The following is a 12,841-nucleotide window of genomic DNA, read 5'->3' on the forward strand; positions in this document are numbered from 1 at the left end:
GGAGTCCTCTTCAGAATCCATATCGCTGGACCGCGCAATACCACCCTCAAAACCACATGCGATTCCCCTGCCCCTCCAGGGGAGGGCAGAGTGCCCTACTCCCGCCTGCCGTAATTCGGCGCCAGCAAGCGGTTGCGGATCAGATAGCTCATCGTGCGGGTCCAGGCTTCATCCGTGTTGCCGCGCATGTCGGCGCTCGCGGCCATGATCATGGCGCCGGTCTTCACATCGCGCAGATAGATGTTGAGGTTGATGATCAGGTTCGAGACCTTCTGCACCATGCCGGTGATCTCGAGCTCGGCGCCGAGCTGTTCGGCGAGCTTGAGATCGCAGCCGCCGCAGGCCTGCAGGTTGGCGCGGCGGGCCGCGTCCCTGACCGGCGCGATGTCGAGCACCTGGAACTTGCCGGACTCCATCAGTTCCTTGCGCAGCTGCTCGCTGATGAGCACGAGCCGCGCCTCTTCGGGCCGGGAGCCGTAGAACTCGCCCGGCAGGCTGGTATCGATCAGCTCGAAATCGAACACGGCGAGCTTCGGCGGATCGGCGCGCGCGAGCGACGGCGTCAACAGCAAAGCGGCGATCACCATCAATGCTCGCATGATCGTGATTCCGCCTCTGTCGCTCGCGGGGACGAAATGCGGGGTTGCATGCCCTGACAAATTGGTCATGCTTGAAGCAGAGACAATTCTCCACCTGCGGTCAAGCCGGGGGGATCGCTCGGAGGAAACATGATCCGATGGTTGGCCGGTCTGATCGGCTTCGGTCTTGCTGCGACGAGCGCGCTCGCGGCGGAGCCAGCCCTGATCGGCGTCGGCTATCTCGGCGTCGCCGGCACCCGATCGACGCTGTCGCTGGTCGAGCAACCGGCCGAGAATGACGGCGTCGCCGGCGCGCGGCTCGCCATCGAGGACAACAACACCACCGGAAGATTCCTGGGCCAGCGCTTCGTGCTGGAAGAGCGCCGCATCAGGGAGGGTGAGGACGTCGTCCAGGCCGCGACCGCGCTCGCGGAGAAGAACAGCTTCATCATCACCGACCTGCCCGCCGATGCGCTGCTGAAAGTCTCGGACGCCTTGCGCGAGCGCGGCACGCTGCTGTTCAATGCGGGAGCGATCGACGAGCGGCTGCGCGAGGCCGATTGCCGCGCCAACGTCATCCACACCGCGCCGACGCGCGCGATGCTGGCCGATGCGCTCGGCCAGTATCTGGTGTGGAAAAAGTGGTCGCGCTGGCTGCTGGTGGTCGGCTCGCACGACGAGGACAGACTGTTTGCGGACGCACTCCGGCGCACCGCCGCGCGGTTCGGCGCCAAGATCGTGCAGGAGAAGACTTTCGAGGACAAGGGCGGCGCCCGCCGTACCGATAGCGGCGTGACGCTGATCCAGCGCCAGATGCCGGTGTTCACGCAAGGCGCGCCGGCTTACGACGTGCTGGTTGCCGCCGACGAGAGCGAGGTGTTCGGCGGCTATTTGCCCTATCGCACCTGGGACCCCCGGCCCGTGGCCGGCTCGGCCGGGCTCGTGCCGCGGAGCTGGGATGCGGCGCAGGACCAATGGGGCGCGATCCAGATGCAGAACCGCTTCATGAAGCTCAATTCACGGCGCATGACCGCGCTCGACATGCAGGCATGGACCGCCGCACGCATGATCGGCGAGGCCACGTCGCGCACCAATTCCGGCGACGTCAAGAAGGTGACGGACTTCATCAAGGGCCCGGACTTCTCGGTCGCCGCCTTCAAGGGCACGCGGCTGACCCTGCGCGACTGGAATCTCCAGCTGCGCCAGCCGATCCTCCTGGTCGACGGCCGCATGGTGGTGTCGGTGTCGCCGCAGGAGGGATTTCTGCACCAGGTCTCCGAGCTCGACACGCTCGGCTATGATCGTCCGGAGAGCAAATGCAAGCTGAAGTGAGGACGCAGATGTTGCGCATGTGGCGTGTGGGGCTTCTCTCCGGGCTGGCGCTCGCGGCTGCGCCCGCGCACGCGTTCATCGCCTATGTCTCGAACGAGAAGAGCAATACGGTGTCGGTGATCGACACCGACAGCTGGACGGTGACCAAGACCATCAAGGTCGGCCAGCGCCCGCGCGGCATCGACTTCACGCGCGACGGCAAGTTCGTGATGGTCGCGGTCGGCGACGACGACACCATCCAGATGATCGACGCGAAGACGCAAGGAGTGGTGGACAGCCTGCCCTCCGGCCCCGACCCCGAGCTGTTCGCCCAGGATGCGGCGGGAAAAATTCTCTATGTCGCCAACGAGAACGACAATACGGTCACCGTGATCGACCTTGAGAAGCGCGCCCGGCTCGGCGACATCCAGGTCGGCGTCGAGCCCGAGGGCATGACCATCAGCCCCGACGGCAAGACGCTGATCAACACGTCGGAAACGACCAACATGGCGCATTTCATCGACACGTCGTCGCGCCAGATCGTCGCCAACGTGCTGGTCGACGCCCGGCCGCGCTTTGCCGAGTTCAAGCACGATGCTTCCGAAGTGTGGGTCTCCTCCGAGATCGGAGGCACCGTCTCGATCATCGATCCCGGAAAGCACGAGGTCATCGGCAAGGTCAATTTCGAGATCCCGGGCCTGCGGAAAGAGGCGATCCAGCCTGTCGGCATCGGCATGACCAAGGACGACAAGACCGCCTTCGTCGCGCTCGGGCCGGCCAACCGCATTGCCGTCGTCGATGTCGCCTCGCGCAAGGTGACGAAATATCTGCTGGTCGGGCAGCGGGTCTGGCACATGGCGTTCACGCCGGATGAAAAATATCTGCTGACCACCAACGGGGTCTCGAACGACGTCTCGGTGATCGATGTCGCCGCGCAAAAGGTGATCAAGACCATCCAGGTTGGCGAATTGCCCTGGGGCATCGCGATCGCGCCATGACCAGTCCTGCTCCGATCCCCGACCCGCGCGAGGTGCCGAGACCCGATCCGGCCGCAGTGCCGGCGCTATCGATCGACGGCGTCAGTCATTCTTACGGATCGCGCCGGGCGTTGATCGACGTCTCTTTCAATGTGCAGCCGGCAAGCTTCACCGCCCTGCTCGGCCTCAACGGCGCCGGCAAGAGCACGCTGTTCTCGCTCATCACGCGCCTGTTCGGCATCCAGACCGGCCGGGTCGGCATTTTCGGCCATGACGTCAGCAAGAGGCCCGGCGAGGCGCTGCGGCTGCTCGGAGTCGTGTTCCAGCCGCGCACGCTCGATCTCGACCTGTCGCTGACGCAGAACCTGCTCTATCACGCCGCCCTGCACGGCATCAGCCGCCGTGAGGCCGCTACGCGCAGCGCCGAGCTGCTCGGCCGCATCGGGCTTTCCGACCGCGCCGGCAGCAAGGTGCGCGATCTCTCGGGCGGCCAGATGCGGCGGCTGGAGATCGCCCGCGCACTGCTGCACCGGCCGCGACTGCTGCTGCTCGACGAGCCGACCGTCGGGCTCGACGTCAAGGCGCGCGCCGACATCATCAGCCAGGTCCGCCAGCTCGTGACCGAGCAAGGCATCGGCGTGCTCTGGGCGACGCATCTGTTCGACGAGATCACGCCCAGTGACGACCTCGTGGTGCTGCATCAGGGCCAGGTGCTGGCGCAGGGGCCGATGAGCCGGGTCGTCACCGAAGCAGGCGCGCAGGACGTCAACACCGCCTTCATGCGCCTCACCGGCGCGCAAACCATGCCGGGAGGCGGCGCATGAGCAGCATCACCACGCGCGAGGTGCCGCGCGGCTTCTCATTCACTGAGTACATGACCTGCCTCACCGGCATCGTCTGGCGCGAGGGCCTGCGCTTCCTGCATCAGCGTGAGCGGTTCGTCTCGGCGCTGGTGCGGCCGCTGGTGTGGCTGTTCATCTTCGCCGCCGGCTTCCGTCAGGTGCTCGGCATCTCGATCATCCCGCCCTACGAGACCTACATCCTCTACGAGGTCTATATCGCGCCCGGACTGATGGCGATGATCCAGCTGTTCAACGGCATGCAGTCCTCGCTCTCGATGGTCTACGACCGCGAGATGGGCAACATGCGTACGCTCTTGGTGAGCCCGCTGCCGCGCGGCTTCCTGCTGTTCTGCAAGCTGCTGGCGGGCACCGCGGTGTCCCTGCTCCAGGTCTATGCGTTCCTGCTGATCGCCTGGTTCTGGGACATCACCCCGCCGCCGTCGGGCTATCTCACCGTGCTACCGGCGCTGATCCTGTCCGGGCTGATGCTGGGCTCGCTCGGCATGCTGATCTCCTCCGGCATCAAGCAGCTGGAAAACTTCGCCGGCGTCATGAACTTCGTCATCTTCCCGATGTTCTTCGCCTCGTCCGCACTCTATCCGCTCTGGCGGGTACAGGAGGGCAGCCCTTATCTCTACTATCTCTGCGAGGCCAATCCGTTCACCCACGCGGTCGAGCTGATCCGTTTTGCACTCTACGGGCAGATCAACTGGATCTCGCTGGCGGTGGTCGCAAGCTGCACAATCGTCTTCATGATCGGCGCGATTTGGGCCTATGATCCCTCGCGCGGGCTGGCGCGACGGGGGCCGGCAGGAGGCGAAGGATGAAGGTTCTGGTGATGGCCGTTGTGGCGCTCGCGCTGTCGGGCACGGCCGCCCGCGCGGCCGATCCGCGCTATCCCAACTGGCCCTGCACGCAAGCCAAGGTGCCGGAGATTTCGCTCGCCGCGGTGTGGGCCGGTCCTGCGCTCGACGACGCCGAGACCCAATGGAAGAACGATGCGAAGATCACCGCGCTGGTGGCAAAATTGTCGGCACGCAAGACGTCGATAGACGAGGCCGAAAAGTCGGTGAAGGATTTCCTGGCCTCCTCCACCGACAAGACCACCAACGCAAAATTGCTGTTCGCCGGCCTGTTCGACACGCTCAACGCCCAGCGTTCCCAGGTCATGAACGGGCTCGAACGGGTCAGCCGCAAGCAGCGCGAAGCCGCCGACAAGATCCGCGAGGAGACAATTCAGCTCCAGGCGCTTCAGGGTGCGACGCCGCGTGACGAGGCCAGGGTCGAGGCGCTCGGCAACGAGCTGATCTGGAAGACCCGCATATTCGAGGATCGCAACAAGGTGGTGCGGTTCGTCTGCGAGGTTCCCACCACGATCGACCAACGCCTGTTCGCGCTCGGCCGCGTGATCCAGCAGGAGATGGAATAGCGTTGGTCTCGCCGACGGCTCCCGTCAGGTTCCCGGATCGGCCCGGTTAACCTTTTGCGACGCTATCGGCCGGAACCAAATCGTTCTAGGATGGCTTGTCGAAGTGAACTCCAAGACGTCGGGAGGCCTCGATGGGAACCACCAGATCTATCTTTGCGGGCGCTGCAGCCCTCGGCATGCTCGCAACCAGCGCTTTTGCTGACGACCTGACTGGTATGGTCATGCGGATCGACCGGCTCAACGGCACCATCTCGATCCAGCAGACGCAGAAGGGTACGGTCGGCGGCAGTGCCGGTGGCGCCGGCGCCCTCCAGGAGTACAAGACCAAGGACGCCGCGATGCTGGACGCCGTTCATGCCGGCGACAGGGTGAACTATTCTGCGACCGACAATAACGGCACGGGCACGCTGACGAAGTTGCAGAAGCAGTAGGCCGGATGTCACCTCTCCCCGCTTTATGGGGGAGAGGTATCTCGCCGCGCGTGCATCCAGTTGACTTACGCGAGACTGCGCTCGCAATGACGCGGAGAGAGCTGCGCCTCCGTCCGAGACCGTAGCTGCGCAGCCCATCGAGGCGCTTACTGCCCCGGCCGCGTTTCCGGCTGCACCTCTTCCGTCGGCAGCTTGGCGCGCTCCCAGCCGTCGGTGCCGTCGGGGTACCAGGCGATGTTGGAATAGCCATAGGCCAACGCGCGCTTGGCGGCGTTCCAGGACATCCAGCAGTCGGCGAGGCAATAGATCACCAGCAGCGCGGCCTTATCGCCGCCCGAGACACGGGCGAGCCCGCGCTGGAAATAATCCTCCATGGCCGGCGGCAGAGTGGCGTAGCCGGTATCCGGCAGCCAGATGCTGCCCGGGATGTTCCTGCGCGGCGCATCGCGCCACACCGTGCCTGCGGGCAGGTTCTTCGGCTTCGGGGGGCGCGGCAGCACATCGACGAAGGCGCCGCTCTTCGCGCGCCAGATCGCTTCGGCTTCGGCGGTGGAGAGGACGCGCGCGCCAGCGAGCGTCGCCGGCACCGGCGCGCGGTAATTGTCGGTGCGATAACCTTCGGGCTCGAACGGCTCCTGCTGCTGCGCGAATGCCGGCACCGCGAACGCGGCAGCGACGAGCACAGCGGCAAGGCGCCGCCTCATTGCGACTTCTTGGCCGTCTCCGCGCCGAGCGGCTTGTCGCTCTCGTCGAGCAGCGGGACGCCGAAGTCGAGCAGGATCTTGTTGATCTCGCCCTGGTTCTCCTGGATCAGCTTGTTGAGCTGCCTCTTCCAGTTCTGGTCGGCGGGACGTACGCCCATGCCGATGCGATAGACCAGTTTGGGCCCTGAGGTTTCCTTCACCAGCGGCGTGACATGCAGCGAGCCGGCCTTCTTGGCATAGAACCCGGCCATCGGCCCCCACAGCACGCCGGCATCGATCTTGCCGGCTGTGAGATCGTCGATCATGGCCTGCGCCGAATTGTCGTAGCGGGTGTCGATCATCAGCGGATAGGGCTTTGCGTCGCCCATCAGGCCGGCCAACGCCATGTTGGTCGCCGGCGGCGTGCCGGCGACGATGCCGACATGCTTGCCCTTCAACTTCGGATCTTCGAGCGTGTCGACCTCCTCGAGCCCGCTGCCGGCTTTCGCCACCAGCGCATAGCTCGTGCGGTAATAGGGATTGGTGCCCTGCACGAGATCGTCGCCCTGCGGGAAACCCATGATGACGTCGCAGCGATGCGCGCCGAGCGTCATGCGCACGAAGCCGGTGGCCTGCGGGAAGAAGACGTAGTCGAGCTTCTTCTTGAGCTTGTCGGCAAAGAACTCGGCGAGCTTGTTCTCGAAGCCCTCGCCCTTCTCGTTCGAGAACGGAAGATTGCGCGGATCGGCACAGACACGCAGCACGTTCGGGTCGACCAGCTCGAACGAGAGGTCGCCGCTGTCCTTGGTCTGCGCCATGGCGACGTCCCCGAGCGCACAGGACGCAACCAGGACCCACAGGGAACACAACCAGCGACGATGTCGTCCGGCCTCCGTCATCGCGCTTCCTCCTCGTTTTGTTTGAATGCTATCCATGCAACACATGAGGTGCCATGTCTTGCATGTCTGGTCTTGCAGGCATTGCCTTGCCCGACTTTGGCTGATTTCGCGTTGTTGCAGTGCAATGCGGCCAATCCTTTGAACTGAGGCGGAAAAGTGTCTCGCATCGCTCGAGTGATCGCAGCCTTGTCCCTGCTGGGGACAGCAACGCTAGCACGGGCCGGGGCGGCCGAATTGCCTGTGAGCGAAGTCGCACCGGGAATCTTCGTACACTCCGGGACCATTGCGCTGATGAGCCGCGAGAACGAGGGCGACATTGCCAATGTCAGCTTCATCGTGGGCGAGGAAGCCGTCGCCGTCATCGACACCGGCGGCAGCTTGCGCGAAGGCAAGGCCCTGCTGGCGGCCGTGCGAGCCCACACCACGAAGCCGATCCGCTATGTCATCAACACTCACGGCCACCCCGACCATGTGTTCGGCAATGCGGCCTTCGCCGCCCCGGACACCACCTTTGTCGGCCACAGCAAGCTGCCGCAGGCACTCGCGACCCGCGGCCCCTACTATCTGGACAATTTTCGCCGCATCATGGGCAGCGCGTTGATCGACCCGGTGAAGATCATACCTCCGACCCTGCTGATTTCCGACACGATGACGCTTGATCTCGGCTCGCGCCGCCTCGTCTTGCGCGCCTGGCGCGCCGGACACAGCGACAACGATGTGACCGTGTACGACGAGACGACCAAGACCCTGTTCGCGGGCGACCTCGTCTTTCTGCGCCACATTCCAGTCATGGACGGCAGCATCCGCGGCTGGCTCAGCACATTGAAGGAGTTGGAAACCATCCCGGCGCAGCGCGTCGTTCCCGGTCACGGGCCCGTGAGCGACTGGCCTGCCGCCTTGAGCGATGAACGGCGCTACCTGTCAACGCTGCTGTCCGACGTGCGCGCCCTGAACAAGCGCGGCGAGCCGATCCGGGCTGCCGCCGACAAGGCGGCCGCTGAGGAAAAGCCACGCTGGGAGCTGTTCGGCGATTACAACGCCCGGAACGCAACTGCAGCATTCTCGGAAATTGAATGGGAGTAGCGGGCGCGCTATCATCTGCATGAGATCAGCTTCGCTGACGCCGGGAACCATAGCCATGACGGGATGGACACGCCGCCTGCCCTTGATCGTCGCCCTGCTCGGCATCGCCTTCGCCGTGCCCGCGCGGGCTGAAGAGGCTTACGATCCCTGGCCGGGCCTGGTGCAGGACATCTTCAATAATCGTCCGATGAATGATGGCAGCGCCGTCATCGGCATCGAGATGCCATATCGCGCAGAGGACGCGGCGATCGTGCCGGTCACCCTGCGCAGCAAGCTGTCACCCGCAGACAGCCGCCGGATCCGTTCGATCACGCTGGTGATCGACCGCAACCCGGCTCCGATGGCGGCGAAGTTCGAGCTCGGTCCGGACGCCAATGTCACCGAGATCTCGACGCGCGTCCGCGTCAACAATTACACCGACGTGCATGCGGTGGCCGAGCTCAGCGACGGTCAGCTCTATGTCTCGAAAGTCTATGTGAAGGCCTCGGGCGGCTGCTCCGCGCCGGCAGGCAAGAACGCCGAGGAGGCCAACAACCGGCTCGGCCAGATGCGCTACCGGCAGTTCGCGCGCGAGGAAGCGCCCGCGAGCCGCATCCGCGAAGCGCAGATCATGATCGGTCATCCCAACAATTCCGGCCTGCAGATGGACCAGGTCACCCAGCTCTATATTCCCGCCTTCTTCGTCAACCAGCTGAAGCTCACTCAGGACGACAGCCCCGTGCTGTCGATGGAAGGCGGCATCTCGATCTCGGAAGATCCCAATCTGCGCTTCACCTATGTGTCGAACGGCGCCAGGCGTTTCCGCGCGGAAGCGAAGGACACGGAGGGGCACGTGTTCCGCAACGAGTGGGATGTCGAGAAGCCGGGGACGTGAGGCCAGAACACCCTCCCCTGGAGGGGGAGGGTCGGCTCACATGGAACGTAGCGAAATGTGAGACGGGGTGGGGTGACGGTCTCTCCGCAGCCAACAGTGCCCGAGTGGAGAGATCACCCCACCCCGCTCGCGCTGCGCGCGATCGACCCTCCCCCTCCAGGGGAGGGTGACACGCCGCAGCGCTGAATCAAAAACACCTCACCTCAGCTTCCGCCTGGGCGCGGCGCAAATCATTCACTGCCGTGTTCGCCTGCTCGGAGGTGCGGAACTGGACGCCGAGATTGCCGCGGACCTGGGACATGCTCAGCGCGGTCTCCGCGGTAACATAGCGCTCATAGGGGACGATCGAGGCCACCACGTCGATCGAGCAGGAGCATTGCTCGATCGACTGCCGGCTCTCACCATTCGCCTTCATGCAGCCATAGACGTACTCCGCGCGCGCGGACGTCGGATAGTCGTTGGCCTCCTCGGCCCGCGCCACGCACGCGGTCGCCGCCAACACAGTCAATGCGGCGACAATCGGTCGTAGCTGTCCGCCCAGTTTCATGCGCATCCTCCCGCGGGTTGCGGCCGAAGCTATGCTATGCGTATTGTCCTGAAAAGCACTCTGTCAGGGGAAACGGCTCACAAGGTGATGAGAGCACGCGGTGTGATAAGGGCACTTGGTCGAACATTGGCGCTCGCGACGATGCTGGCGCTGACATGGGCCGCACCAGGCCGCGCCGCGGATACGATCCGCCTTGCGGTGCAGAAAACTGGAACATTCTCCTGGGAGCTGGCCGCGATCCGCGCGAGCGGGCTCGACAAGGAGGCGGACCTCACGCTCGAGGTCGCCGAGCTCGCGAGCACCGAGGCCGGCAAGATCGCGATGCGCGCAGGCAGCGCCGACATCATCCTGTCGGACTGGCTGTGGGTGTCGCGCGAACGGGCGCTCGGCGCCAAGCTTACCTTCTATCCCTATTCCAGTGCGCTCGGCGCGGTGATGGTGCCCGCCGCTTCGCCGATCAAGACGCTCGCCGACCTCAAGGGCCGCAAGCTCGCCGTCGCCGGCGGGGCGATCGACAAGAGCTGGCTGCTGCTCCAGGCGCGCATGAAGCAGGACGGCATCGACCTGAAGTCGGAGGCGACCATCGCCTATGGCGCCCCGCCTCTGATCGCCGCCAAGGCGCTCGACGGCGAGATGGAGGCGAGCCTGAATTTCTGGAATTTCTGCGCCCAGCTCGAAGCGAAGGGTTTTCGGCGCCTCGCCGGCATCGAGGAGATCTTGCCGAAGCTTGGCGCCAAGGGTGCCGTCTCCGCGGTCGGCTACGTCTTCGACGAAGGCTGGGCGGCAAGCCACAAGGACGCCGTGGCGCGCTTCATCGCGATGACCCGCAAGGCCAAGCAGCTGCTGGTAACCTCGGATACGGCCTGGGACAAGATCGCACCGCTGACCGGCACGAGCGACGCCACCCTGCTCAAGACCTATCGCGAGCGCTATCGCGACGGTATTCCGCGCCGAAGCATCGCCGAGGAGGAACAGGACGCGCGCGTGCTCTACCGCGTGCTGGCCGAGATCGGCGGCCGCGACCTCGTCGGCCCCGCGACCGAGCTCGACCCCGGCACGTTCTATCACGCAGTCCCCGGAGATTGAGGTGCTGCGTCTTCTGTCGTTCGCCCTGTTCCTCGTGATCTGGTGGATTGCCGCGCTGTTCGTCGGCGGCGCGAAGCTGCCCTCCCCGCCGGCCGTGCTTGAGGTCATGATCGCGGAAGCCTCATCCGGCGCGCTGTTCCTGCATCTCGGCGCGACGCTGGCGCGCGTGATCCTCGCCTTTGTGCTCGCCATGTCGCTCGGCAGCGCCATCGGCTATTTGATGGGACGGGTCAGGCTCGCCGACAAGCTCGGCGATCCCTGGCTGATCCTGCTGCTCAATTTGCCGGCGCTGGTCGTGATCGTGCTGGCCTATATCTGGGCCGGTCTGACCGAGGCCGCGGCGATCGCGGCAATCGCCATCAACAAGCTGCCGACCGCGGTCGTCACCTTGCGCGAGGGCACCCGCGCGCTCGACCGCTCGCTGGACGAGATGGCGAGCGTGTTCGCGATGCCGCGTTGGCGTGCGTTCCGCCATGTCGTGCTGCCGCAGCTTGCGCCCTATATCGCAGCCTCCGCCCGCTCCGGACTGTCGCTGGTGTGGAAGATCGTGCTGGTCGCCGAGCTGCTGGGACGGCCGAACGGCGTCGGCTTCGAGATCGGCGTCGCCTTCCAGCTGTTCGACACGCCGCGGCTGCTGGCCTATTCACTGACCTTCGCCGCGGTCGTGTTCGTGATCGAAACCTTGCTGGTGCAGCCGTTCGAAGCCCGTGCAACACGGTGGCGGCCCCGTGCGGCTTGAGGTCGAGATCACAGGCAAGACGTTCAGGAGTGCCGCGGGCGAAACCCACGAGGTGCTGGCGCCGGTCAAGTTCGCTCTTTCATCGGGCGAGGTCGGCGTGCTGATCGGCCCGTCCGGCTGCGGCAAGAGCACGATGCTGCGCATCATCCTCGGGCTCGACCATGAATTTCAAGGCCGTATCGCGCGGCCACCGCAGGCGCGGATCGGCATGGTGTTCCAGGAGCCGCGGCTGTTGCCGTGGCGTTCGGTCGAGCAGAATGTGCGATTGGTGGCGCCCGACGTGACTGACGCCAAGCTGTCGGAGCTGTTCAGGATCCTGGAGCTTCAGGCCCATCGCGACCACTTCCCCGGCGAGCTGTCACTGGGCCTCGCCCGGCGCGTCGCGCTCGCCCGCGCCTTCGCGGTCGAGCCCGATCTCCTGGTGCTCGACGAGCCCCTCGCCTCGCTCGACGACGCGCTCGCCGGCCGCCTGCGCGATGAGCTTGCGACACTGGTGGCGAGCCGTCCGGTGATGACACTGCTCGTCACCCACAGTCTCGACGATGCGATCAGGCTCGGCGACCGCCTGTTCTTCCTGTCGCCGCGCCCCGCACGTATCGTGCAGGACGTGCCGATCGCCATTCCGCGCGCGATGCGCAGCGAAGCCGATCTCGGCAGGATCCGGGCCGAGCTCGCGGCGCTGCAGCTTGAATCGAAATGAACACTCGTGGTCAACTGGAGCGACTTGTCGATGGAGATTCACCAATGCGACGTACGCTGATTGCGATCGGCCTCCTCTTGGTGGCGGTGCCGGGCGCCGCGCTGGCGCAGACCAAAGGCAAGGGCATTCGGCTCTGGAACCTGACGACGGAGACGATCTCCGGCTTCCAGCTCTCACCGGCCGGCAAGACCGATTGGGGCCCGAACCAGTGCTTGAACGACAAGGACAAGGAGGTTGATCACGACGAGCGGCTGCGCATCACGGGCGTGGAGCCGGGCCGCTACGATGCCAGGGTCGGCTACCCCAACGGACGCCAATGCGTCGTCCGCGACATCGAGATCAGGGCGGATGCAGTGTTCTCGATCGCCGACAAGGACCTGAAGGACTGCACCAAATAGAGAGCTTCGTTACGCCTTGTCGTTAGGGTGCGGATATTCGCAGCGCCACCGCACCGCCTGCCACTTCGGATGATCGCCGACCCATTGCGCGATATAGGGGGGCGCGGCCATCACGCATTGGCGGGGCGACCCTGCATAATTGAAGATCAGGTGCTGCTCCTCGCAAGTCGCAGGCGAGAGCACCGCACACACGGTCACCACCAGGTCAATCGGGTTCATGCCGGGATCCTCTCACGGGAACAATGGAGGTTAGCACAAGAAACT

17 protein-coding genes are annotated in these 12,841 nt (G+C 65.0%); 12 read left to right on the forward strand and 5 right to left on the reverse strand.

Annotated features, from left to right (window positions below; genetic code table 11):
* Positions 1-95: 95 nt before the first annotated feature.
* A complete protein-coding gene (locus UNPF46_RS26770) occupies positions 96-668 on the reverse strand; it encodes a DUF3280 domain-containing protein (RefSeq protein ID WP_142251997.1) in 573 nt (190 codons plus the stop codon).
* A gap of 60 nt (positions 669-728) precedes the next feature.
* On the opposite strand from UNPF46_RS26770, the gene UNPF46_RS26775 reads away from it, so the two are divergent.
* The 6 genes from UNPF46_RS26775 to UNPF46_RS26800 all read left to right on the forward strand — a co-directional run bounded on the left by UNPF46_RS26775 (position 729) and on the right by UNPF46_RS26800 (position 5,568).
* A complete protein-coding gene (locus tag UNPF46_RS26775; protein WP_142251998.1) occupies positions 729-1,910 on the forward strand; it encodes a lanthanide ABC transporter ABC transporter substrate-binding protein PedA1 in 1,182 nt (393 codons plus the stop codon).
* A gap of 8 nt (positions 1,911-1,918) precedes the next feature.
* A complete protein-coding gene (locus tag UNPF46_RS26780; RefSeq protein ID WP_174719278.1) occupies positions 1,919-2,887 on the forward strand; it encodes a YVTN family beta-propeller repeat protein in 969 nt (322 codons plus the stop codon).
* Positions 2,884-3,690: a lanthanide ABC transporter ATP-binding protein PedB/LutE gene (locus UNPF46_RS26785; RefSeq protein ID WP_142251999.1), complete on the forward strand. Its 807-nt coding sequence runs from the start codon at positions 2,884-2,886 to the stop codon at positions 3,688-3,690. The genes UNPF46_RS26780 and UNPF46_RS26785 overlap by 4 nt, the downstream gene beginning before the upstream one ends.
* The gene (locus UNPF46_RS26790) at positions 3,687-4,535 is read left to right on the forward strand and encodes a lanthanide ABC transporter permease protein PedC (RefSeq protein ID WP_142252000.1); all 849 of its coding nucleotides are present in this window, start codon (positions 3,687-3,689) and stop codon (positions 4,533-4,535) included. The genes UNPF46_RS26785 and UNPF46_RS26790 overlap by 4 nt, the downstream gene beginning before the upstream one ends.
* Positions 4,532-5,137 (forward strand): hypothetical protein, encoded by a 606-nt coding sequence (locus tag UNPF46_RS26795; protein WP_142252001.1) that lies wholly within the window; start codon positions 4,532-4,534, stop codon positions 5,135-5,137. The genes UNPF46_RS26790 and UNPF46_RS26795 overlap by 4 nt, the downstream gene beginning before the upstream one ends.
* Before the next feature lie 131 nt (positions 5,138-5,268).
* On the forward strand, positions 5,269-5,568 hold the full coding sequence (locus UNPF46_RS26800; protein WP_142252002.1) for a copper-binding protein: 300 nt from the start codon (positions 5,269-5,271) through the stop codon (positions 5,566-5,568).
* A 146-nt stretch (positions 5,569-5,714) separates the two neighbouring features.
* On the opposite strand, the gene UNPF46_RS26805 is transcribed toward UNPF46_RS26800, so the two are convergent.
* The gene (locus tag UNPF46_RS26805; protein ID WP_142252003.1) at positions 5,715-6,272 is read right to left on the reverse strand and encodes a PQQ-dependent catabolism-associated CXXCW motif protein; all 558 of its coding nucleotides are present in this window, start codon (positions 6,270-6,272) and stop codon (positions 5,715-5,717) included.
* Positions 6,269-7,150, reverse strand: coding sequence for a substrate-binding domain-containing protein (locus UNPF46_RS26810; RefSeq protein WP_174718771.1), 882 nt, complete (start codon positions 7,148-7,150; stop codon positions 6,269-6,271). The genes UNPF46_RS26805 and UNPF46_RS26810 overlap by 4 nt, the downstream gene beginning before the upstream one ends.
* A 156-nt stretch (positions 7,151-7,306) precedes the next feature.
* Between UNPF46_RS26810 and UNPF46_RS26815 the strand changes: the two genes are divergently transcribed.
* Positions 7,307-8,233 carry a quinoprotein relay system zinc metallohydrolase 2 gene (locus tag UNPF46_RS26815; protein ID WP_100175455.1) on the forward strand — a complete coding sequence of 309 codons (927 nt, stop codon included), beginning with the start codon at positions 7,307-7,309 and terminating at the stop codon, positions 8,231-8,233.
* 55 nt (positions 8,234-8,288) lie between these two features.
* Positions 8,289-9,107 (forward strand): quinoprotein dehydrogenase-associated SoxYZ-like carrier, encoded by an 819-nt coding sequence (locus UNPF46_RS26820; protein WP_181770126.1) that lies wholly within the window; start codon positions 8,289-8,291, stop codon positions 9,105-9,107.
* 187 nt (positions 9,108-9,294) lie between these two features.
* Here UNPF46_RS26820 and UNPF46_RS26825 read toward each other — a convergent pair whose 3' ends face one another.
* Positions 9,295-9,654, reverse strand: a complete 360-nt coding sequence (locus UNPF46_RS26825; protein WP_100180988.1) for a hypothetical protein — start codon at positions 9,652-9,654, stop codon at positions 9,295-9,297.
* 141 nt (positions 9,655-9,795) lie between these two features.
* Here UNPF46_RS26825 and UNPF46_RS26830 point away from each other — a divergent pair, with 141 nt between their 5' ends.
* The 4 genes from UNPF46_RS26830 to UNPF46_RS26845 are packed head-to-tail and all read left to right on the forward strand — an operon-like array spanning position 9,796 to position 12,577.
* Positions 9,796-10,740, forward strand: coding sequence for an ABC transporter substrate-binding protein (locus tag UNPF46_RS26830; protein WP_246668741.1), 945 nt, complete (start codon positions 9,796-9,798; stop codon positions 10,738-10,740).
* A gap of 1 nt (position 10,741) precedes the next feature.
* Complete coding sequence (locus tag UNPF46_RS26835) at positions 10,742-11,479, forward strand: ABC transporter permease (RefSeq protein WP_094971816.1); 738 nt, start codon at positions 10,742-10,744, stop codon at positions 11,477-11,479.
* Positions 11,469-12,179 (forward strand): ABC transporter ATP-binding protein, encoded by a 711-nt coding sequence (locus UNPF46_RS26840; protein WP_181770128.1) that lies wholly within the window; start codon positions 11,469-11,471, stop codon positions 12,177-12,179. Before UNPF46_RS26835 ends, UNPF46_RS26840 begins: the two co-directional genes overlap by 11 nt.
* Before the next feature lie 44 nt (positions 12,180-12,223).
* Entirely contained in the window at positions 12,224-12,577 is a 354-nt protein-coding gene (locus UNPF46_RS26845) for a hypothetical protein (RefSeq protein WP_100175459.1), read from the forward strand.
* Positions 12,578-12,586: 9 nt separating this feature from the next.
* Here the strand turns inward: UNPF46_RS26845 and UNPF46_RS26850 are convergent, their stop codons facing one another.
* A complete protein-coding gene (locus tag UNPF46_RS26850) occupies positions 12,587-12,796 on the reverse strand; it encodes a hypothetical protein (RefSeq protein WP_094891247.1) in 210 nt (69 codons plus the stop codon).
* Between the last annotated feature and the right edge of the window lie 45 nt (positions 12,797-12,841).

Source organism: Bradyrhizobium sp. UNPF46 (assembly GCF_006658625.1).
In the GTDB taxonomy this organism is placed as follows: domain Bacteria; phylum Pseudomonadota; class Alphaproteobacteria; order Rhizobiales; family Xanthobacteraceae; genus Bradyrhizobium; species Bradyrhizobium nitroreducens.

Excerpts from the sequence above, each read along its gene's own strand:
- UNPF46_RS26790 (WP_142252000.1), top strand. The coding sequence starts at position 3,687 with ATGAGCAGCATCACCACGCGCGAGGTGCCGCGCGGCTTCTCATTCACT.
- UNPF46_RS26795 (WP_142252001.1), top strand. The coding sequence starts at position 4,532 with ATGAAGGTTCTGGTGATGGCCGTTGTGGCGCTCGCGCTGTCGGGCACG.
- UNPF46_RS26845 (WP_100175459.1), top strand. The coding sequence starts at position 12,224 with ATGCGACGTACGCTGATTGCGATCGGCCTCCTCTTGGTGGCGGTGCCG.
- UNPF46_RS26810 (WP_174718771.1), bottom strand. The coding sequence starts at position 7,150 with ATGACGGAGGCCGGACGACATCGTCGCTGGTTGTGTTCCCTGTGGGTC.
- UNPF46_RS26770 (WP_142251997.1), bottom strand. The coding sequence starts at position 668 with ATGACCAATTTGTCAGGGCATGCAACCCCGCATTTCGTCCCCGCGAGC.
- UNPF46_RS26805 (WP_142252003.1), bottom strand. The coding sequence starts at position 6,272 with ATGAGGCGGCGCCTTGCCGCTGTGCTCGTCGCTGCCGCGTTCGCGGTG.
- UNPF46_RS26800 (WP_142252002.1), top strand. The coding sequence starts at position 5,269 with ATGGGAACCACCAGATCTATCTTTGCGGGCGCTGCAGCCCTCGGCATG.
- UNPF46_RS26820 (WP_181770126.1), top strand. The coding sequence starts at position 8,289 with ATGACGGGATGGACACGCCGCCTGCCCTTGATCGTCGCCCTGCTCGGC.
- UNPF46_RS26780 (WP_174719278.1), top strand. The coding sequence starts at position 1,919 with ATGTTGCGCATGTGGCGTGTGGGGCTTCTCTCCGGGCTGGCGCTCGCG.
- UNPF46_RS26850 (WP_094891247.1), bottom strand. The coding sequence starts at position 12,796 with ATGAACCCGATTGACCTGGTGGTGACCGTGTGTGCGGTGCTCTCGCCT.
- UNPF46_RS26775 (WP_142251998.1), top strand. The coding sequence starts at position 729 with ATGATCCGATGGTTGGCCGGTCTGATCGGCTTCGGTCTTGCTGCGACG.
- UNPF46_RS26825 (WP_100180988.1), bottom strand. The coding sequence starts at position 9,654 with ATGAAACTGGGCGGACAGCTACGACCGATTGTCGCCGCATTGACTGTG.
- UNPF46_RS26785 (WP_142251999.1), top strand. The coding sequence starts at position 2,884 with ATGACCAGTCCTGCTCCGATCCCCGACCCGCGCGAGGTGCCGAGACCC.
- UNPF46_RS26830 (WP_246668741.1), top strand. The coding sequence starts at position 9,796 with ATGCTGGCGCTGACATGGGCCGCACCAGGCCGCGCCGCGGATACGATC.